Source organism: Neisseria sp. MVDL19-042950, from assembly GCF_030504625.1.
In the GTDB taxonomy this organism is placed as follows: Bacteria; Pseudomonadota; Gammaproteobacteria; order Burkholderiales; family Neisseriaceae; genus Neisseria.
Genome location: NZ_JAUKWH010000014.1, coordinates 38,425 through 55,802 on the forward strand (window position 1 = coordinate 38,425; position 17,378 = coordinate 55,802).

The following is a 17,378-nucleotide window of genomic DNA, read 5'->3' on the forward strand; positions in this document are numbered from 1 at the left end:
ATAGATGGATGCTTTTATTTTATATTTGGTTGCGGGGGCAGGATTCGAACCTACGACCTTCGGGTTATGAGCCCGACGAGCTACCATGCTGCTCCACCCCGCGTCAGAAGATTGAACTATACAGATTAATCTACATCTTGTCAATCATTTTCCCCAAATAAACCCTCTCCATAAGAATCAGCTCCATATCACTTACTATTCTTGCTTTTATGCAGCGCTTTCATCTATCAACAGATACGCCGAATTATGATATAACCCCAAAACTATACATAGTACAAAACACTTATCTCACCTTTTTATTTTCCTCATTCTCATGTCCCGCATCGTTATTACCTCCATACTCGCACTATTATCACTCAGCTTTTTAGCCGTGATGGTCATTGCTCCTCTTATTGCGCTGGCTACCTATGAAAATGAGGGTTTGGCATGGGCGGTACTGCAAGATGACTATATTCAAATAAAGATTGGCTGGACAACACTCCAAGCCGCCATTACCTGCATTTCTACCCTTATCCTCGGCGTGCCGATAGCTTGGGTATTAGCCCGTCTCGATTTCCGCGGAAGGCTCTGGATTCTCCGTTTAATAATGCTACCATTCGTGATGCCCACATTGGTTGCGGGTATGGGAGTATTAGCATTATTCGGCCCCCGCGGGCTATTATGGCCCGGCTGGGAAGATACCCCTTATTTACTGCTCTACGGCAATATTTTCTTCAATCTCCCCGTATTAATCCGCTCGGCATATCAAGGTTTCCTGCAAGTTCCCGCTACTCGTTTGTACACGGCACAAACTCTGGGAGCAGGAACATGGCAACGTTTTTTCCATATCGACTTGCCTGTATTGAAACCTTGGCTGGCGGGAGGATTGTGCCTGGTATTTTTGTATTGTTTTTCCGGGTTTGGCTTGGCCTTGCTGCTTGGCGGCAGCCACTATACTACTATCGAAGTAGAAATCTACCAATTGGTTGCATACGAGCTGGATATAGCACAAGCAGCCGTTTTAGTATGGATAGTACTAGCAATTACTGCTATGGTAGGATTTCTATATGCGTACCTTAGCCGTCGCACCGCTTCCGATAAAAATATTCAGCCCCTCTCTCCCAAACCGGCCCAAACCTATATAGAAAAAATCTTATTGACGGTTGCCTTAGTATTACTATTCACTTGCTGTGGGCTACCGTTGATTGCCATATTGTTACAAGCTACACAGGCCGGTAATTCATGGGGGGTTTTGCTGGAAACTGACACCTTACTTGCAGTTTGGAACACCTTGCGGTTTACATTTTTTGCCATGCTGGTTGCGCTCTTACTCGGTATTCTACACACCTGCCTTGCCCGTCTAGTTCCTTGGGTTCGCAGCCTGACATTTTTACCATTTATGGTCTCACCGATCTGTATTGCTTTCGGTATCTTACTACTCTATCCGGAATGGACAGCTTCATTACCGCTACTTATTTCTACTTATGCCTTACTGGCATATCCTTTTATTGCTAAAGATTTAATTGCAGCATGGGATGCATTACCGCAAAGTTATACGTCAGCCGCCCGAAGCATAGGAGCAACACCTTTTCAGACGGCCTTATACGTAACCATTCCATTATTACTTCCTGCCTTACGTCGCGGCCTTACCCTGGCTGCAGCAACCTGCGTTGGTGAGTTTGCCGCCACTCTATTTCTATCTCGCCCTGAATGGCAAACACTTACTACCTTGATTTACCGCTACCTCAGCACAGCAGGCTCTGATAATCACGACAGGGCAATGGTTCTAACTGTTGCCTTAATGAGTTTGGCATTATTAGTATTTATGTTATTAGATAATGTGAACAGAACAAACAAGGCATCCGCAAAAATCTTTTGATTTCAATATTCTTCTTTTCAGATGGCCTCTGGTAAGCCAACCGTAAAGGAATTATTAATATGCTCGAATTGAAAAATATCCATAAACAGTTTGGTCACAAAACCGTTTCCGACAACATCAACTTATCCGTAGAAAAGGGTAAAGTTCTTGCTATCCTTGGCCCTTCAGGATGTGGCAAATCAACTCTGCTTAATATTGCTGCAGGCCTTGTTCAGCCGGATAGAGGTGAAATATGGATAAATGGACAAAACTATACTTTTACACCACCTGAAAAACGAAATATAGCTATAGTTTTTCAAGATTACGCTCTTCTACCTCATCTTAATACTTTGGATAACGTTATTTTTGGTTTAAAAATGAGAGGCATAGATGCCCAAGAAGCAAAAAAACGTGCCGAAGCGGCATTGGAAGAAGTAGGTTTATCCGGGGAAAATATACGGAATATTAATAATCTATCCGGAGGAGAACAACAGCGCGTCTCCCTCGCTCGCGCCCTAGTCACAGAACCAAAACTGCTTCTACTGGATGAACCATTTTCAAGCCTCGATACAGGATTACGACAACAATTACGACAACAAACCTCACAACATATACAAAGGCACAATATTCCCGCCATACTGGTCACACACGATCCAGAGGAAGCTTTTGATGTAGCCGACCATTTAGCCTTAATGCAGGGAGGACGTATCGTTCAATACGGCACACCCAACGAATTACTCACTGCACCTACTAATGCTTGGTCCGCCCGCTTAATCGGAGCAGTTAACGTTAAAGAAACATACTACATCCCTCAACAGGCGTTGCATTTTCAACATTCTCAAGGGGCTCTTTCCCGCATTCTTCATATTTTTCGACAGCCTGAATACTGTCGCTTTACCTTACTTCATCCCAAACATGGAGAAATTATATTAAATTTGAGTTGGGAATTCGCTATGCAATATAACTTACAAATAAATGATGAACTAAATCTATTAATTGACGAAGATAAAATAATCTTTTTTAAATAATAATATTGCTATTTTTATCCCTTCCAAGTCCCACCCTATAATCAAAGAAAACAGAAAAATAATTATATTAATTTATTTATTTTAAAAGAAATAATAATTACCTGCTTAATCAATTATTGATCTATATAAACATCTCTTTCAGCATCCTTATCTATTGTAAAATCCACTAAACTTTAAATCACAATGTAGCTTATACATAACTAACATTTTTTAAAGCTATAACTGATAAAAAATACTTTAACCTTACATACAAGAATAAACAAAAAATAAGGCTAATAATTTTCGATATCTTCAAGAGATGTAGAGAAACTCATATAGTTGTTATTCGCAAGCTTAATCCTTATTTTTTCTCTTGTAGCAAAATTCATACCAACAGATAAATAAACATTTCGGATATCCGTAATTCCTACTATTACCAACTGAATTAAAACTAATCAAAAAGGTTATATCCATGAGACAAGGCCGTCTGAAATTTATTTTCAGACGGCCTTGTTCAAGATATGAAAATATCAGTGTAACAAATTACCCCAACACCTCACTTGAACTTATTCCTCAGCAACTGATTCAGCTTTTTCAACAAGTTCAACTAGAGCTAATGGAGCATTATCACCTTTACGGAAGCCACATTTTAAAATACGTACATAGCCACCATTACGAGCTGCAAAACGTGGACCTAATTCGTCAAACAACTTCACAACAACTTCACGATCACGAGTGCGGTTAAACGCCAAGCGACGATTTGCCAAAGAAGGTTTTTTACCTAAGGTAATCAACGGTTCTACAACGCGGCGCAGTTCCTTAGCCTTAGGGAGAGTAGTTACGATAGTTTCATGGCTCAGCAAAGAATTTGCCATATTACGTAACATTGCAGCACGATGGCTGCTTGTACGGTTCAATTTACGATTACCATTACGATGACGCATGTCATAATCCTTTAATGTTCAAACTTACGGCTTTTCTAAGCCCACCGGTGGCCAAGCTTCCAATTTCGACCCCAATGTTAATCCTTTAGAGGCCAATACTTCTTTAATTTCATTCAAAGATTTACGGCCTAGATTTGGAGTCTTTAAAAGCTCGGTTTCAGTACGCTGAATCAAATCGCCAATATAATAAATATCTTCAGCTTTAAGGCAGTTAGCTGAACGTACAGTCAATTCCAAATCATCCACAGGGCGAAGCAAGATCGGATCAATAGGAGGTGCTTTCTCTTCAATTTCCTCGACTGGTGTACCTTGCAAATCAGCAAAAATGGACATTTGGTCAATCAAAATACGTGCAGCACTACGAACAGCTTCCTCCGGCTCAATAGAACCATCTGTTTCAATATCTAAAACCAGACGATCCAAGTCCGTTCGCTGCTCTACACGTGCAGGTTCAACCTCAAAGCTCACTCGACTAATGGGCGAAAAGCTCGCATCCAACTGAATTGCACCAATCTGTTTGTTTTCATCTCGCATTACACGACGGCCAGAAACAGACTGATAGCCACGACCTTGTTCAACTTTAATTTCCATCTCAATCTGACCATTATCAGAAAGATGGCAAATCACATGTTCAGGATTAATAATTTCTACATCGTGTGGCAAGCTAATATCGCTAGCCAACACGGGACCTGACCCCGATTTTTTCAAAGTTAATTGAACCTGATTCCGACCATGCAATTTAAATACCACACCTTTAATATTCAAGAGGATATCAACAACATCCTCTTGGACACCATCTACAGTGGAATATTCATGCAATACACCGGTAATAGCGACTTCAGTAGGCGCAAAACCATTCATGGATGACAGTAAGATACGACGCAAAGCATTACCAAGAGTATGACCGAAACCACGTTCAAATGGCTGCATAGATACTTTGGCACGAGTAGCCGACAGTGTATCCACATCAATTTGACGAGGCTTCAAAAATTCGGAAGTGCTATTTTGCATTTAACTGTCCCTCACTGAGCTAGTATTATTTAGAGTAAAACTCTACCACCAGCTGTTCATTAATATCGCCAGTCAATTCTGAACGATCAGGCATATTTTTAAATACACCTTCCATTTTGTTTACATCAACTGAAACCCAGCTAGGTAAACCAATTTGTGTTGCCAGTCCCAATGCTTCTTGAATTCGGACTTGTTTTTTTGCCTTCTCACGAACGCTTACAATATCGCCTGCTTTAACTTGATAAGAAGAAATATTTACTACTTGACCATTAACAAGAATTGCTTTGTGAGATACCAATTGGCGTGCCTCTGCACGAGTAGAACCAAATCCCATTCTATATACTACATTATCCAAGCGAGATTCCAAAAGTTGCAATAACAACTCACCTGTAGAACCTTTTCTACGCGCTGCTTCAGCAAAATAACGACGGAATTGGCGTTCTAAAACACCATAAATACGACGAATTTTCTGTTTCTCTCGCAACTGCAAACCATAGTCTGATAACCGAGGCTTTTTAGCACCATGCTGACCAGGAGCAGAATCCATTTTACATTTCGATTCTAAAGAGCGACGTGCGCTCTTTAAAAACAAATCTGTACCTTCACGACGTGCCAATTTACATTTTGGGCCAATATAACGTGCCATATCTTAAATCACTCCAAATATTAAATACGACGTTTTTTAGGTGGACGGCAACCGTTATGAGGCAACGGGGTAACGTCGGTAATGCTAGTAATTTTAAATCCAAGAGCATTGAGCGCACGTACAGAAGATTCACGGCCTGGGCCTGGGCCTTTAATACGAACTTCTAAATTTTTAACGCCATACTCTTGGGCAACTTTACCAGCGGCTTCCGCTGCCACTTGAGCAGCAAAAGGTGTACTTTTACGAGAACCTTTAAAACCAGCACCGCCAGAGGTAGCCCAAGATAATGCATTGCCTTGACGATCGGTAATAGTTATGATGGTATTATTAAAAGATGCATGCACATGCACAATACCTTCACTCACGGTTTTACGTACTTTCTTGCGTACACGTGAAGCTGTGTTTGCTTTAGCCATTAATCAAATCCTTAAAAATTATTTTTTACCGGCGATTGCTTTGCGCGGACCCTTACGAGTACGTGCATTAGTGCGAGTACGCTGACCACGACAAGGTAATCCACGACGATGCCTAAAACCGCGATAACAACCCATATCCATCAAACGTTTAATACTCATTGTTACTTCACGACGTAGATCGCCTTCTACTTCATAATTAGAAACTTGCTCACGCAAAGCTTCTAACTGAGACTCGTCTAAATCTTTTACTTTGATACTTGGCGCAATATTTGCAGCCTCACAAATTAATCTAGCACGAGTAGAACCGATACCGTAAATAGCTTGTAAACCAATTACGATATGGGCATTATTAGGGATATTTACCCCTGCAATACGAGCCATATTTTTTCCTTTACGGGCAAAATTTTGTCATTATACCACAAAATCAAATCTAAATGAAATACAAACTACCCTTGACGTTGCTTATGACGAGGATCAGTACAAATTACACGAACTACACGATTACGACGAATAATTTTGCAGTTACGGCAAATTTTCTTTACAGAAGGTTGCACACGCATTTTATTTCCTTTCTTAATTTATCTTGCTCGAAACACAATGCGTGCACGAGTCAAATCATACGGAGTTAGCTCAACAGTTACCTTATCTCCAGGAGAAATACGAATATAATGCATTCGCATTTTCCCCGAAATATGCCCTAAAACAACATGGTCATTTTCAAGCTTTACTTTAAAGGTTGCATTTGGCAAGGTTTCAAGAATCTCTCCCTGCATCTGTATGGTATCTTCTTTAGCCATAATTTTTTTACTTACGTGATAATGATTTCATATCAGGTTGCTTAATTAAATGTTCATACTGCTGGGTCATCCGATATGATGCAATTTGAGTACTGAAATCCATAGTAACAACCACAATAATGAGTAAAGAGGTGCCTCCTAAATAAAAAGGAATATTCAATGCAGTAGTCAAAAACTCTGGAATTAAACAAATAATAGTAATATATAAAGCTCCAAAAAAAGTTAACCTTAATACCACTTTTTCCAAATACCTAGATGTTTGTCCTCCTGGTCTTATGCCAGGTACAAATGCACCACTTTTTTTTAAGTTTTCTGCCATTTCCTTAGGACTAAATACTAGAGCTGTATAAAAATAACAGAAAAATATAATAGAAGCTGCAAATAATAAAATATAAATAGGCTGACCATGCTGTAATAAACCAGAAACCTTATGCAACCAACTATCTACGTTCCCAGAACCAAACCAACTCAATAATGTAGATGGGAATAAAATAATGCTAGAAGCAAAAATAGGAGGAATTACCCCTGCCATATTTAACTTAAAAGGCATGTGAGTATTTTGTCCATGAACCACTCTATGCCCTAATTGACGCTTAGCATAATGAATTGGTATTTTACGTTGAGCACTTTCAAAATATACAACAGCATAAACAAGTAATAATGCCCCTACCACTATTGAGATAGCTGTAAGCATACTCATAGAGCCCTGACTGATTAATGTCAGTAGTTGAGCAATTCCAGACGGAATACCCGCTGCGATACCTGCAGTAATGATTAAAGAAATGCCATTACCTACCCCACGCTCAGTTATCTGCTCACCCAGCCACATTAAAAACATGGTACCAGTTACCAAACAAACTACTGTTGAAATATAAAACTCTAATTGAGCAACAACTACAATATTCTGCTGATAAACAAAAGTGGCAACACCAAAGCTTTGGAGAATAGCCAATAAAACCGTACCGTAACGAGTATATTTTGTAATAATTTTTCGTCCAGCTTCACCTTCCTTCTTTAAAGCCTTTAAAGAAGGAAGAATTTCTGAGGCTAATTGAACAATAATTGATGCTGAAATATAAGGCATAATACCAATAGCAAATATACTAAAGCGCTCTAGCGATCCCCCAGAAAAAATATTCAGTATGCCTAGAATACCACTACTGGCGCTTTCATATAGTTTAGCCAAGGCAATTGCATCAACACCTGGTACAGGAATATGTGCACCAATACGAAAAACAATTAATGCACCCAACAAAAACAGCAAACGCTTTCTTAAGTCACCCAACTTTGTCAGTCCTGATAAAGATTGTTGATTAGCCACTTTAATTCAAGCCTTATTCTTCTATTTTTCCACCTGCAACTTCGATAGCAGCTCTAGCACCTTTAGTAGCTTTTATACCCTTTAAAATAATTGCCTTCTCAATAGAACCAGAAGCAATTACTTTAACATTCAGCACATTAGCAGCCACCAACCCTGATTGTTTCAAGACCAATAGGTCAATTTCATCCACAGCAACTAATGCCAGTTCACTTAAACGAACCTCTACGTTGTTAGCAGACGACAATGATTTAAAACCACGCTTAGGAAGACGACGTTGCAAAGGCATTTGTCCTCCTTCGAAACCTACTTTATGGAACCCACCTGAACGGCTTTTTTGTCCTTTATAACCACGACCACCTGTTTTACCTAAACCACTACCGATACCACGACCTATACGACGTTTGATATGTGTAGCGCCTTCAGCAGGCTGAATAGTATTCAAATACATTTTACACCTCCACTTTCAAAAGGTAGCTGATTTTATTAATCATGCCTCGATTTTCAGGAGTATCCAATACTTCTACTGTATGCTCACGGTAACGTAAACCCAAACCACGAGCACAAGCTCGGTGAGATTGAAGAGTACCAATTAAACTCTTAGCTAAGGTTACTTTAATTTTCTTCTGCTCAGTCATTGTTGGCTCCCAAAATATCTTCAACCGTCAAACCACGTTTAGCAGCAATATCAGACGGAGTATATAATTTTGCTAATCCATCCAAAGTAGCACGCACAATATTATATGGATTAGTAGATCCGTGAACTTTAGCAGATATATTATGAATACCCATTGCATCAAACACTAAACGCATTGGACCACCTGCTTTTACGCCGCTACCTTCTTTTGCTGGTTGCATAAATACGCGAGTAGCACCATGACGCCCAATTACTTCATGATGAATGGTACCATTTTTTAATGGTACTTTAATCATAGAGCGACGAGCTTGATCCATTGCCTTTTGTACTGCAACAGGAACTTCTTTGGATTTCCCCTTGCCCATACCAATACGACCATCACCATCACCAACCACAGTCAAAGCAGAAAAGGCCATAATACGACCACCTTTAACTACTTTTGTTACACGATTAACGGAGACCATTTTTTCAATAAAACCATCACCGCGTTCTTCAATTTCATGTTTTGCCATCTCAAGTCTCCGAAATTTTTAGAAGCTTAAACCATTTTCACGTGCAGCTTCAGCCAAAGCTTTCACACGACCATGATATTGAAAACCAGAACGATCGAAAGCAACTTTTTCTATACCGACAGCCTTTGCTTTTTCAGCAATACGCTTACCTACTACAGCAGCAGCTTCAGCATTACTACTTGATTTCAAGTTATTACGAACCTCTGCTTCCAAAGTAGAGGCTTGTGCCAAGATTCGATTGCCTTCCGCATTAATAACCTGAGCATAAATATGGTTATTTGAACGGAACACACACAATCTAACCATTTTTAAATCCGCAATACGTGCACGAGTTTTACGAGCACGACGGAGTCGGGTTATATGTTTATCCATGAGTAAACCTCAATTATTTTTTCTTAGTTTCTTTCATTACTACTACTTCGCCTACATAACGAACACCTTTACCTTTATAAGGCTCTGGTGAACGGAAAGCACGAATTTCAGCAGCAACTTGCCCAATAACTTGTTTATCAGCACCTGTCAAAATAATTTCTGTTTGACTAGGTGTCTGAACAGAAATGCCTTCAGGCATTTCATAGACAATCGGATGAGAAAAACCCAAAGATAAATTTAATATTTTGCCTTGAGCCTGCGCACGATAACCAACACCAATTAACTGCAGTTTCTTCTCAAAACCCTCAGAAACACCTTTAACCATATTATTAACTAATGCACGCACAGTACCAGACATAGCACTAGCATGCTTAGTATTATTTTTTACATTAAAAATCAATTGGTTATCATTTAATTCAATAGCCACATCAGATGTCAATGGAAGTGACAACTCACCATTTTTACCTTTGACGGTCAACAAATCTGTTCCAAATTTGACTTCAACCCCAGCAGGAACAGTCACTGGGTTTTTAGCTACGCGTGACATAATATTCTCCACTAGGAAACAATGCATAATAACTCACCACCCACTCCTTCAGAGCGAGCTTTACGATCAGTCATTACACCTTTAGAAGTACTCACTATTGCAATACCCAGCCCATTCATTACACTAGGAATTTCACTTGAAGCTTTATAAATACGCAACCCAGGTCGAGAAACACGCTTAATTTGCTCAATTACTGGACGCCCTGCGTAATATTTCAATTGAACTTCTAATACAGGTTTCACATCAGCGGAAACTGCAAAATCTTCGATATAACCCTCTTCTTTCAAAACTTTTGCAATTGCACACTTCAGTTTAGAAGAAGGCATAACAACGGAAACTTTATTTGCACGTTGCGCATTTCGGATACGAGTCAACATATCGGAAATAGGATCATGCATACTCATAATTATTACTCCTATTACCAGCTAGCTTTAACAACACCTGGAATTTCACCACGCATAGCAATTTCACGGATTTTAGTACGACCCAAACCGAATTTACGGAAGGTGCCACGGGGACGACCAGTCAATGCACAACGACGACGTTGACGAACTGGAGCAGCATTACGGGGAATCGCCTGAAGTTTTAAACGCGCTTCAAAACGTTCCTCATCTGAAGAATTTGTATCATTGATAACAGCAAAAATGGCCTCACGTTTAGCGGCATATTTTTTCGCTAATGCAATGCGTTTCAATTCGCGATTAATAAGTGCTTTTTTAGCCATGATTATCCTTTAAACGGAAATTTGAATAATGATAATAATGCTTTTGCTTCTTCATCTGTTTTAGCAGTAGTAGTAATCGTAATATTTAAACCACGCAAAACGTCAATCTTATCATATTCAATTTCTGGAAAAATTATTTGTTCGCGAACACCCATATTGTAATTACCACGGCCATCAAATGATTTACCACTTACACCACGAAAGTCACGAACTCGAGGCAACGCAATAGTAACCAATCTATCCAAAAATTCGAACATTTGATCGCGACGTAAAGTCACTTTACAACCTACTGGATAGTTATCACGAATTTTAAAACCTGCAATCGATTTACGAGCAACTGTTACAACAGGTTTTTGACCTGCAATTTTTTCCAAATCTGCAACTGCATGCTCCATTACTTTTTTATCAGCAACAGCCTCACCAACACCCATATTCAAGGTAATTTTTTCAATCCGAGGCACTTCCATAATTGACTTATAACCAAACTGCTTCATTAACTCAGGAACCACAGTATTGTTATAAAACTGTCTCAAACGAGCCATACTACCTCCTTATACACCAATAACAGAGCCGTTAGATTTAAAGAAGCGAACACGTTTTACCTTGCCTTCACTTTCTACCAACTTAATACCCACACGGTCTGCTTTATTTGTTTCAGGATTAAGAATAGCCACATTTGAAATAGCCAAAGGCATATTTTTTACAATGATGCCACCCTCAACACCGCGCAAAGGATTAGGTTTTTGATGGCGTTTTACAGTATTCACGCCTTCCACGACAACCTTATCACCCAAAACTCTTAAAACCTGACCCTGCTTACCTTTATCCTTACCGGCAATAACTACTACTTGATCGCCTTTAATAATTTTGTTCATCGCCGTTATATCCTTATAAAACCTCAGGTGCTAATGAAACAATTTTCATAAAGCGCTCTGTACGCAACTCGCGAGTAACCGGACCAAAAATACGAGTCCCCAAAGGTTCAAGTTTGTTATTTAACAATACAGCCGCATTATTATCAAACTTAATCAACGCACCATCAGGCCGACGAACACCTTTAGCTGTACGCACCACAACAGCGTTATATACATCGCCTTTTTTCACACGACCACGAGGAGCCGCATCTTTAACTGCAACTTTAATAATGTCGCCAACCGAAGCATAGCGACGCTTAGATCCGCCTAAAACTTTGATACACATCACACGACGGGCACCAGAGTTATCAGCCACATCTAAGATGGTCTGCATCTGAATCATGTTATTACCTTTAAATAAACCAACTTAATTTACCCTTTTCAGATGGTCTACAATAATTTTTAATTATTGCAAACCAATTCTGAAACCTACAATAAGGTTCTAGCAAACCAGTCTTGGATCCCGAAGGGAAGAAACTTTCAAAGAGAAATTGAAAGATAAGAAACGAAGTTTACATGCAAATCCCCTTTGCTGCAAGACTTCGTTTCTTTATAAGCAACTATACTGTATCAAAATTTAAACAGCACGTGCTTTTTCCACCAGCTCTCTTACTACCCAAGATTTGGTTTTTGACAATGGCCGAGTTTCTACGATAACTACCACATCACCAACACCATATTGATTTTGCTCATCATGAGCATGGATTTTAGTCGAACGACGGATGATTTTACCATAAAGCGGATGTTTAACTTTGCGTTCCACTAAAACAGTTACTGTTTTATCCATTTTGTCACTAACAACTTTGCCTTGCAAAGTACGAACATTTCTTGCTTCGCTCATTACTTGGCATCCTTTTCAGTTAGAATGGTCTTAATACGAGCAATGTCACGACGTACACGTTTCAACTCGCTAGATTTACCTAATTGACCAGTAGCATTTTGCATGCGTAGGCCAAATTGAGTTTTCAACAAATTAAGCAAATCTGCATTTAATTGCTCAATAGATTTGTCTTTTAATTCATTCGCTTTCATTATTGACCTACCTGTCTTACTACAAATACCGTGGGAATAGGCAGTTTAGCAGATGCAAGTTCAAATGCTTCACGAGCCAAAACCTCAGGAACTCCATCCATTTCATACAACATTTTACCCGGTTGAATTTCGGCAACGTAGTATTCAGGAGAACCTTTACCGCCACCCATACGAACTTCTGCAGGCTTAGATGTAATCGGTTTATCAGGGAATACTCGAATCCAAATGCGGCCACCACGTTTAATGTGACGAGTCATTGTACGACGTGCTGCTTCAATTTGACGCGCTGTCAAGCGACCACGACCAATGGCTTTTAGCCCAAACTCACCAAAACTAACTTTGTTGCCACGTGTAGCAATTCCTGTATTACGCCCTTTGTGCTGTTTACGGTATTTAAGTCTAGTTGGCTGCAGCATGACGACCACCTGCCTTTCTCTGTTTCTTTTCTTGTTCGGATTTTACTGGTGAAGTTTTTTCATTTCCTTCACCTGTGTAAACCCAAACTTTCAGACCTAAAACGCCATAAGTTGTATGCGCCTCACTAGTAGCATAATCGACATTAGCACGCAATGTATGCAGAGGAACACGGCCCTCACGATACCATTCACTACGAGCAATATCAGCACCATTCAAACGACCTGAAGTCATGATTTTGATACCTTTTGCGCCAACACGCATTGCATTTTGCATTGCACGTTTCATAGCGCGGCGGAACATGACACGTTTTTCCAACTGAGACGCAATGCCATCGGCAATAATTTGCGCATCCAGCTCAGGCTTACGAATTTCTTCAATATTAACATGAACAGGAACCCCCATCAGGGCTTGCAAGTCACGTTTTAATACTTCGATATCTTCTCCTTTTTTACCAATCACAACCCCTGGTCGAGCCGAGTGAATGGTAATGCGCGCGGATTTAGCAGGACGTTCGATAACCACTCGGCCTACAGAAGCATTTGCCAACCGTTTACGCAAATAATTACGGACATCAATATCTTGTTTCAATACAGTCGAAAATTCGTTGCTTTTAGCAAACCATTTTGAAGACCAGTCTTTAGTTACTGCCAAGCGAAAGCCGGTAGGATTAATTTTTTGTCCCATAGCTTTTCCTTAATTACCTACTGTCACATTAATGTGACAAGTTTGTTTTTCAATGCGGTTACCACGACCTTTGGCACGAGCTTGAAAACGTTTCAAACTTGGACCTTTGTCAACAAAAATGGTCACCACTTTCAACTCGTCAATATCAGCACCTTCGTTATGTTCTGCATTTGCGATTGCAGATTCCAGCACTTTCTTAACAAGCTCAGCGCCTTTTTTAGGGCTAAATGCCAAGATATTTAAAGCTTGGGCAACGTTTTTACCACGAATCAAATCTGCCACCAAGCGAGCTTTTTGCGCAGAGATGCGGGCATTTTTATGTTGTGCACTTACTCTCATGATTCACCTTATTTCTTTTTAGCCTTTTTATCAGCCAAATGGCCTTTAAAGGTACGGGTCAATGAGAACTCACCCAATTTATGACCAACCATATTATCACTGATAAAAACAGGAACATGAGTACGTCCATTATGGACAGCAATGGTTAGACCGATAAAATCGGGCAAAATAGTAGAACGACGCGACCAAGTTTTAATCGGGCGCTTATCATTACTTGCACGAGCCGCATCTACTTTTTTCAGCAAATGCAGGTCTACATATGGACCTTTTTTCAATGAACGAGCCATATTAATTAACCTTTATTTGAGTAACGGCGGCGAACAATCATATTGTCCGTGCGTTTATTATTACGAGTACGGTAGCCTTTAGAAGGTGTACCCCATGGGCTAACAGGTTCGCGAGCTTCACCAGTGCGTCCTTCACCACCACCATGCGGGTGATCTACAGGGTTCATGACAACACCTCGAACAGTCGGACGAATACCGCGCCAGCGGTTTGCACCAGCTTTACCGATTTTCTTCAGGCTTTGCTCTTCATTTCCGACTTCACCAATAGTGGCACGGCAATCCACATGAATCTTACGAACTTCACCTGAACGCAAACGTACTTGAGCGTAGATTCCTTCTTTAGCCAACAATACCGCAGATGCACCAGCAGAACGGGCAATTTGAGCACCCTTACCAGGCTTCATCTCAATACAATGAATTGTAGTACCAACAGGAATATTACGAATCGGAAGAGTATTACCTACTTTAATTGCAGATTCAGCTCCAGAAACCAATACCGCACCAGCTTTAATACCACGCGGAGCAATGATGTAACGACGTTCACCATCTGCATAGCATAACAATGCGATATGCGCAGTACGGTTTGGATCGTATTCAATGCGCTCTACTTTAGCAGGGATACCGTCTTTATTACGTTTGAAGTCTACGATACGATAATGGTGTTTATGCCCACCGCCTTTGTGACGGGTAGTAATATGACCATTATTATTGCGACCAGCAGTAGAATTTTTCTTTTCCAGCAGTGCAGCGTATGGAGCACCTTTATGCAAACCTTCAGTGGTTACACGAACCATGCCGCGGCGACCAGCAGAGGTTGGCTTCATTTTTACAATAGCCATGTCACTTATTCCTTATCTGCAGCTGCAGCAGCGGCTTCCAAATCTAATTCTTGCCCGGCAGCCAAGCTTACATAAGCTTTTTTAACATCACTGCGGCGACCAATGGTACGACCGAAGCGTTTGGTTTTACCTTTAGTGGTAACAGTAGTCACAGAAGCAACTTCTACACCAAACAAAAACTCCACAGCAGCCTTAATTTCCTGTTTAGTTGCATTAGGCAATACTTTGAAAGTCATCTGATTGCGTTTTTCTGCCAACAGGTTACTTTTCTCAGAAACAACAGGAGCCAAAATCACTTGTGTTAAACGTTGTTGATTCATACCCATTGCTCCTCTAACTGCGCTACTGCTTCTTTAGTAATGACTACTTTTTTGTAACGCAGCAAGCTATACGGATCAATTTGCTGAGCTTCCAAAACCAGCACATTAGGCAGGTTACGCGAAGCCAAATAAACATTTTCATCCAACTGCTTAGTTACAAACAAAACTTGCTCCAGACCTAAGTTTTTCACTTGTTCAGCAAATTCTTTGGTCTTAGGCGTTTGTGCGTTAAGCGTCTCAATAACAAACAAACGTTCGTCACGAACCAACTGAGACAAAATGGTTGCCATGCCGGCACGGTACATTTTGCGGTTTACTTTTTGAGTAAAGTTCTCATCCGGTTTGTTAGGGAACGCGCGACCACCTTTTCTCCACAGCGGAGAAGAAGTCATACCTGAACGGGCGCGGCCTGTACCTTTTTGACGCCATGGTTTTTTGGTTGAGTGGTTAACTTCTGCACGTGTTTTTTGTGCACGATTACCTGAACGGGCATTAGCCAAAAATGCAGTAACCAACTGATGAACCAAAGATTCATTGTATTCACGAGCAAACAACGCATCAGAAGCAGCCAAGCTGCCCGACACCTGCCCTTTAGCATCAATTACTTTTAATTCCATTACGCACCTACTTTCACGCTAGGACGCACCACAACATCACTGTTTACCGCACCGGGAACAGCACCCTTAACCAGCAGCAGCTGACGCTCAACATCTACACGCACTACTTCCAAGTTTTGAACAGTAGATTTGGTGTTACCATATTGACCGGCCATGCGCTTGCCAGGGAATACGCGACCAGGATCTTGAGCCATACCGATAGAACCGGGAACGCGGTGTGAACGCGAGTTACCATGAGAAGTACGTTGCGCACCAAAATTGTGGCGTTTGATCGTGCCAGAGAAACCTTTACCTTTTGAGGTGCCGGTTACATCTACCAGCTGACCAGCTTCAAACATATCAACAGCGATTTGATCGCCGGCTTTCAGCTCGCCTAGCTTTTCTTCAGTTAAAGCAAATTCAATCAAACCGCGACCTGCCTCAACACCTGCTTTTGCAAAGTGACCAGCTTCGGCTTTATTGATGCGATTTGCTTTTTTCTGACCAAAGGTAACCTGTACTGCTGCATAGCCGTCGGCATCTTTGGATTTCACTTGAGTGACGCGGTTAGCAGACATATCCAACACGGTTACCGGAACAGAAGCACCCTGTTCGTTAAACACGCGTGTCATGCCAACTTTGCGCCCAACCAGACCTAAAGTCATGATTTTTTCCTTATGAACAAAGGGGCTGATTACGATTGATCAGCCATTAATTACACAAAAATGGACTTGGCAAAATTGCCAAGTCCATTACTATACAATATTTTTCTAAATTAAATCAAGAAAATCTTTTAATTTGGCGTAAATTATTGTACTTTAATTTCAACATCAACACCTGCAGGCAAATCCAATTTCATGAGAGCATCAGTTGTTTTATCTGTCCAATCTACGATATCCATCAAGCGAAGATGTGTACGGATTTCTAACTGCTCACGTGAAGTTTTATTTACATGAGGAGAACGAAGAATATTGAAACGCTCAATTTTAGTAGGCAACGGAATTGGACCTTTTACGACAGCACCTGTACGCTTTGCCGTTTCTACGATTTCCTGTGCAGAACGGTCAATCAGGCTGTAGTCATATGCTTTCAAGCGAATGCGGATTTTTTGATTAGCCATTTATTTAAGTACCCTTCTATTAAGACCATTAAGATTAAGCGATAACAGAAGAAACCACACCA

At 40.6% G+C, this 17,378-nt stretch carries 31 protein-coding genes and 1 tRNA gene; 2 read left to right on the plus strand and 30 right to left on the minus strand.

Going from position 1 to position 17,378, the window contains the following annotated elements; genetic code table 11:
• Window positions 1–26: 26 nt before the first annotated feature.
• Window positions 27–103: transfer RNA gene (locus Q0X97_RS10580), tRNA-Met, on the minus strand.
• Between the two features lie 210 nt (window positions 104–313).
• Between Q0X97_RS10580 and Q0X97_RS10585 the strand changes: the two genes are divergently transcribed.
• Complete coding sequence (locus Q0X97_RS10585; protein WP_302067415.1) at window positions 314–1,858, plus strand: iron ABC transporter permease; 1,545 nt, start codon at window positions 314–316, stop codon at window positions 1,856–1,858.
• 59 nt (window positions 1,859–1,917) lie between these two features.
• Window positions 1,918–2,865, plus strand: coding sequence for an ABC transporter ATP-binding protein (locus Q0X97_RS10590; RefSeq protein ID WP_302067414.1), 948 nt, complete (start codon window positions 1,918–1,920; stop codon window positions 2,863–2,865).
• 545 nt (window positions 2,866–3,410) lie between these two features.
• On the opposite strand, the gene rplQ is transcribed toward Q0X97_RS10590, so the two are convergent.
• The 29 genes from rplQ to rpsJ form a co-directional block, all read right to left on the minus strand.
• A complete protein-coding gene (gene rplQ / locus Q0X97_RS10595; RefSeq protein WP_302067413.1) occupies window positions 3,411–3,788 on the minus strand; it encodes a 50S ribosomal protein L17 in 378 nt (125 codons plus the stop codon).
• Window positions 3,789–3,812: 24 nt separating this feature from the next.
• Entirely contained in the window at window positions 3,813–4,799 is a 987-nt protein-coding gene (rpoA, locus tag Q0X97_RS10600; RefSeq protein ID WP_302067412.1) for a DNA-directed RNA polymerase subunit alpha, read from the minus strand.
• 25 nt (window positions 4,800–4,824) lie between these two features.
• Window positions 4,825–5,445: a 30S ribosomal protein S4 gene (gene rpsD / locus Q0X97_RS10605; protein ID WP_302067411.1), complete on the minus strand. Its 621-nt coding sequence runs from the start codon at window positions 5,443–5,445 to the stop codon at window positions 4,825–4,827.
• Window positions 5,446–5,465: 20 nt separating this feature from the next.
• A complete protein-coding gene (rpsK, locus tag Q0X97_RS10610; RefSeq protein WP_002216249.1) occupies window positions 5,466–5,861 on the minus strand; it encodes a 30S ribosomal protein S11 in 396 nt (131 codons plus the stop codon).
• 18 nt (window positions 5,862–5,879) lie between these two features.
• A complete protein-coding gene (gene rpsM / locus Q0X97_RS10615) occupies window positions 5,880–6,242 on the minus strand; it encodes a 30S ribosomal protein S13 (protein WP_085390841.1) in 363 nt (120 codons plus the stop codon).
• Between the two features lie 65 nt (window positions 6,243–6,307).
• Entirely contained in the window at window positions 6,308–6,421 is a 114-nt protein-coding gene (rpmJ, locus tag Q0X97_RS10620; protein WP_003697674.1) for a 50S ribosomal protein L36, read from the minus strand.
• Between the two features lie 18 nt (window positions 6,422–6,439).
• Window positions 6,440–6,658, minus strand: coding sequence for a translation initiation factor IF-1 (infA, locus tag Q0X97_RS10625; RefSeq protein ID WP_003684714.1), 219 nt, complete (start codon window positions 6,656–6,658; stop codon window positions 6,440–6,442).
• Window positions 6,659–6,665: 7 nt separating this feature from the next.
• Window positions 6,666–7,979, minus strand: coding sequence for a preprotein translocase subunit SecY (gene secY / locus Q0X97_RS10630; protein WP_302067408.1), 1,314 nt, complete (start codon window positions 7,977–7,979; stop codon window positions 6,666–6,668).
• 13 nt (window positions 7,980–7,992) lie between these two features.
• Window positions 7,993–8,427, minus strand: coding sequence for a 50S ribosomal protein L15 (rplO, locus tag Q0X97_RS10635; RefSeq protein WP_302067407.1), 435 nt, complete (start codon window positions 8,425–8,427; stop codon window positions 7,993–7,995).
• Between the two features lies 1 nt (window position 8,428).
• Entirely contained in the window at window positions 8,429–8,614 is a 186-nt protein-coding gene (gene rpmD / locus Q0X97_RS10640; protein WP_302067406.1) for a 50S ribosomal protein L30, read from the minus strand.
• On the minus strand, window positions 8,607–9,125 hold the full coding sequence (gene rpsE / locus Q0X97_RS10645; protein ID WP_302067405.1) for a 30S ribosomal protein S5: 519 nt from the start codon (window positions 9,123–9,125) through the stop codon (window positions 8,607–8,609). Before rpsE ends, rpmD begins: the two co-directional genes overlap by 8 nt.
• Window positions 9,126–9,143: 18 nt before the next feature.
• Window positions 9,144–9,497 (minus strand): 50S ribosomal protein L18, encoded by a 354-nt coding sequence (gene rplR / locus Q0X97_RS10650; RefSeq protein ID WP_302067404.1) that lies wholly within the window; start codon window positions 9,495–9,497, stop codon window positions 9,144–9,146.
• Between the two features lie 13 nt (window positions 9,498–9,510).
• Window positions 9,511–10,044 carry a 50S ribosomal protein L6 gene (gene rplF / locus Q0X97_RS10655; protein WP_302067403.1) on the minus strand — a complete coding sequence of 178 codons (534 nt, stop codon included), beginning with the start codon at window positions 10,042–10,044 and terminating at the stop codon, window positions 9,511–9,513.
• An 11-nt stretch (window positions 10,045–10,055) separates the two neighbouring features.
• Window positions 10,056–10,448: a 30S ribosomal protein S8 gene (rpsH, locus tag Q0X97_RS10660; protein ID WP_302067402.1), complete on the minus strand. Its 393-nt coding sequence runs from the start codon at window positions 10,446–10,448 to the stop codon at window positions 10,056–10,058.
• A 14-nt stretch (window positions 10,449–10,462) separates the two neighbouring features.
• Window positions 10,463–10,768, minus strand: a complete 306-nt coding sequence (gene rpsN / locus Q0X97_RS10665; RefSeq protein WP_302067401.1) for a 30S ribosomal protein S14 — start codon at window positions 10,766–10,768, stop codon at window positions 10,463–10,465.
• 2 nt (window positions 10,769–10,770) lie between these two features.
• Window positions 10,771–11,310 carry a 50S ribosomal protein L5 gene (rplE, locus tag Q0X97_RS10670; protein ID WP_302067400.1) on the minus strand — a complete coding sequence of 180 codons (540 nt, stop codon included), beginning with the start codon at window positions 11,308–11,310 and terminating at the stop codon, window positions 10,771–10,773.
• A gap of 9 nt (window positions 11,311–11,319) precedes the next feature.
• Entirely contained in the window at window positions 11,320–11,643 is a 324-nt protein-coding gene (gene rplX / locus Q0X97_RS10675; protein ID WP_302067399.1) for a 50S ribosomal protein L24, read from the minus strand.
• A gap of 13 nt (window positions 11,644–11,656) precedes the next feature.
• Window positions 11,657–12,025 carry a 50S ribosomal protein L14 gene (gene rplN / locus Q0X97_RS10680; RefSeq protein WP_002215434.1) on the minus strand — a complete coding sequence of 123 codons (369 nt, stop codon included), beginning with the start codon at window positions 12,023–12,025 and terminating at the stop codon, window positions 11,657–11,659.
• 234 nt (window positions 12,026–12,259) lie between these two features.
• Window positions 12,260–12,523, minus strand: a complete 264-nt coding sequence (gene rpsQ, locus Q0X97_RS10685) for a 30S ribosomal protein S17 (RefSeq protein ID WP_302067398.1) — start codon at window positions 12,521–12,523, stop codon at window positions 12,260–12,262.
• Window positions 12,523–12,714, minus strand: coding sequence for a 50S ribosomal protein L29 (rpmC, locus tag Q0X97_RS10690; protein WP_302067397.1), 192 nt, complete (start codon window positions 12,712–12,714; stop codon window positions 12,523–12,525). Before rpmC ends, rpsQ begins: the two co-directional genes overlap by 1 nt.
• A complete protein-coding gene (rplP, locus tag Q0X97_RS10695; RefSeq protein ID WP_302067396.1) occupies window positions 12,714–13,130 on the minus strand; it encodes a 50S ribosomal protein L16 in 417 nt (138 codons plus the stop codon). The genes rpmC and rplP overlap by 1 nt, the downstream gene beginning before the upstream one ends.
• The gene (rpsC, locus tag Q0X97_RS10700; protein ID WP_302067395.1) at window positions 13,114–13,815 is read right to left on the minus strand and encodes a 30S ribosomal protein S3; all 702 of its coding nucleotides are present in this window, start codon (window positions 13,813–13,815) and stop codon (window positions 13,114–13,116) included. Before rpsC ends, rplP begins: the two co-directional genes overlap by 17 nt.
• A 9-nt stretch (window positions 13,816–13,824) precedes the next feature.
• Window positions 13,825–14,154: a 50S ribosomal protein L22 gene (rplV, locus tag Q0X97_RS10705; RefSeq protein WP_302067394.1), complete on the minus strand. Its 330-nt coding sequence runs from the start codon at window positions 14,152–14,154 to the stop codon at window positions 13,825–13,827.
• Between the two features lie 8 nt (window positions 14,155–14,162).
• Complete coding sequence (rpsS, locus tag Q0X97_RS10710) at window positions 14,163–14,441, minus strand: 30S ribosomal protein S19 (RefSeq protein ID WP_002215422.1); 279 nt, start codon at window positions 14,439–14,441, stop codon at window positions 14,163–14,165.
• Window positions 14,442–14,446: 5 nt separating this feature from the next.
• Window positions 14,447–15,280 (minus strand): 50S ribosomal protein L2, encoded by an 834-nt coding sequence (gene rplB, locus Q0X97_RS10715; protein ID WP_085356006.1) that lies wholly within the window; start codon window positions 15,278–15,280, stop codon window positions 14,447–14,449.
• Between the two features lie 5 nt (window positions 15,281–15,285).
• A complete protein-coding gene (rplW, locus tag Q0X97_RS10720) occupies window positions 15,286–15,600 on the minus strand; it encodes a 50S ribosomal protein L23 (RefSeq protein ID WP_197697455.1) in 315 nt (104 codons plus the stop codon).
• Complete coding sequence (gene rplD, locus Q0X97_RS10725; RefSeq protein WP_302067393.1) at window positions 15,597–16,217, minus strand: 50S ribosomal protein L4; 621 nt, start codon at window positions 16,215–16,217, stop codon at window positions 15,597–15,599. Before rplD ends, rplW begins: the two co-directional genes overlap by 4 nt.
• A complete protein-coding gene (rplC, locus tag Q0X97_RS10730) occupies window positions 16,217–16,861 on the minus strand; it encodes a 50S ribosomal protein L3 (protein ID WP_302067392.1) in 645 nt (214 codons plus the stop codon). Before rplC ends, rplD begins: the two co-directional genes overlap by 1 nt.
• A 143-nt stretch (window positions 16,862–17,004) precedes the next feature.
• Entirely contained in the window at window positions 17,005–17,316 is a 312-nt protein-coding gene (rpsJ, locus tag Q0X97_RS10735; protein ID WP_002642322.1) for a 30S ribosomal protein S10, read from the minus strand.
• Window positions 17,317–17,378 lie beyond the last annotated feature (62 nt).

Excerpts from the sequence above, each read along its gene's own strand:
- rpsJ (WP_002642322.1), bottom strand. The coding sequence starts at position 17,316 with ATGGCTAATCAAAAAATCCGCATTCGCTTGAAAGCATATGACTACAGC.
- rpsE (WP_302067405.1), bottom strand. The coding sequence starts at position 9,125 with ATGGCAAAACATGAAATTGAAGAACGCGGTGATGGTTTTATTGAAAAA.
- rpsM (WP_085390841.1), bottom strand. The coding sequence starts at position 6,242 with ATGGCTCGTATTGCAGGGGTAAATATCCCTAATAATGCCCATATCGTA.
- rplR (WP_302067404.1), bottom strand. The coding sequence starts at position 9,497 with ATGGATAAACATATAACCCGACTCCGTCGTGCTCGTAAAACTCGTGCA.
- rpsK (WP_002216249.1), bottom strand. The coding sequence starts at position 5,861 with ATGGCTAAAGCAAACACAGCTTCACGTGTACGCAAGAAAGTACGTAAA.
- rplC (WP_302067392.1), bottom strand. The coding sequence starts at position 16,861 with ATGACTTTAGGTCTGGTTGGGCGCAAAGTTGGCATGACACGCGTGTTT.
- rpsS (WP_002215422.1), bottom strand. The coding sequence starts at position 14,441 with ATGGCTCGTTCATTGAAAAAAGGTCCATATGTAGACCTGCATTTGCTG.
- rplE (WP_302067400.1), bottom strand. The coding sequence starts at position 11,310 with ATGGCTCGTTTGAGACAGTTTTATAACAATACTGTGGTTCCTGAGTTA.
- rpsD (WP_302067411.1), bottom strand. The coding sequence starts at position 5,445 with ATGGCACGTTATATTGGCCCAAAATGTAAATTGGCACGTCGTGAAGGT.
- rplB (WP_085356006.1), bottom strand. The coding sequence starts at position 15,280 with ATGGCTATTGTAAAAATGAAGCCAACCTCTGCTGGTCGCCGCGGCATG.
- rpsN (WP_302067401.1), bottom strand. The coding sequence starts at position 10,768 with ATGGCTAAAAAAGCACTTATTAATCGCGAATTGAAACGCATTGCATTA.
- rpsH (WP_302067402.1), bottom strand. The coding sequence starts at position 10,448 with ATGAGTATGCATGATCCTATTTCCGATATGTTGACTCGTATCCGAAAT.
- rplN (WP_002215434.1), bottom strand. The coding sequence starts at position 12,025 with ATGATTCAGATGCAGACCATCTTAGATGTGGCTGATAACTCTGGTGCC.
- rplO (WP_302067407.1), bottom strand. The coding sequence starts at position 8,427 with ATGTATTTGAATACTATTCAGCCTGCTGAAGGCGCTACACATATCAAA.
- Q0X97_RS10590 (WP_302067414.1), top strand. The coding sequence starts at position 1,918 with ATGCTCGAATTGAAAAATATCCATAAACAGTTTGGTCACAAAACCGTT.
- infA (WP_003684714.1), bottom strand. The coding sequence starts at position 6,658 with ATGGCTAAAGAAGATACCATACAGATGCAGGGAGAGATTCTTGAAACC.
- rplX (WP_302067399.1), bottom strand. The coding sequence starts at position 11,643 with ATGAACAAAATTATTAAAGGCGATCAAGTAGTAGTTATTGCCGGTAAG.
- rplV (WP_302067394.1), bottom strand. The coding sequence starts at position 14,154 with ATGAGAGTAAGTGCACAACATAAAAATGCCCGCATCTCTGCGCAAAAA.
- rpmD (WP_302067406.1), bottom strand. The coding sequence starts at position 8,614 with ATGACTGAGCAGAAGAAAATTAAAGTAACCTTAGCTAAGAGTTTAATT.
- rplQ (WP_302067413.1), bottom strand. The coding sequence starts at position 3,788 with ATGCGTCATCGTAATGGTAATCGTAAATTGAACCGTACAAGCAGCCAT.
- rpsQ (WP_302067398.1), bottom strand. The coding sequence starts at position 12,523 with ATGAGCGAAGCAAGAAATGTTCGTACTTTGCAAGGCAAAGTTGTTAGT.
- rpmC (WP_302067397.1), bottom strand. The coding sequence starts at position 12,714 with ATGAAAGCGAATGAATTAAAAGACAAATCTATTGAGCAATTAAATGCA.
- rplW (WP_197697455.1), bottom strand. The coding sequence starts at position 15,600 with ATGAATCAACAACGTTTAACACAAGTGATTTTGGCTCCTGTTGTTTCT.
- rplD (WP_302067393.1), bottom strand. The coding sequence starts at position 16,217 with ATGGAATTAAAAGTAATTGATGCTAAAGGGCAGGTGTCGGGCAGCTTG.
- rpoA (WP_302067412.1), bottom strand. The coding sequence starts at position 4,799 with ATGCAAAATAGCACTTCCGAATTTTTGAAGCCTCGTCAAATTGATGTG.
- Q0X97_RS10585 (WP_302067415.1), top strand. The coding sequence starts at position 314 with ATGTCCCGCATCGTTATTACCTCCATACTCGCACTATTATCACTCAGC.
- rplP (WP_302067396.1), bottom strand. The coding sequence starts at position 13,130 with ATGCTGCAGCCAACTAGACTTAAATACCGTAAACAGCACAAAGGGCGT.
- rpmJ (WP_003697674.1), bottom strand. The coding sequence starts at position 6,421 with ATGCGTGTGCAACCTTCTGTAAAGAAAATTTGCCGTAACTGCAAAATT.
- rplF (WP_302067403.1), bottom strand. The coding sequence starts at position 10,044 with ATGTCACGCGTAGCTAAAAACCCAGTGACTGTTCCTGCTGGGGTTGAA.
- rpsC (WP_302067395.1), bottom strand. The coding sequence starts at position 13,815 with ATGGGACAAAAAATTAATCCTACCGGCTTTCGCTTGGCAGTAACTAAA.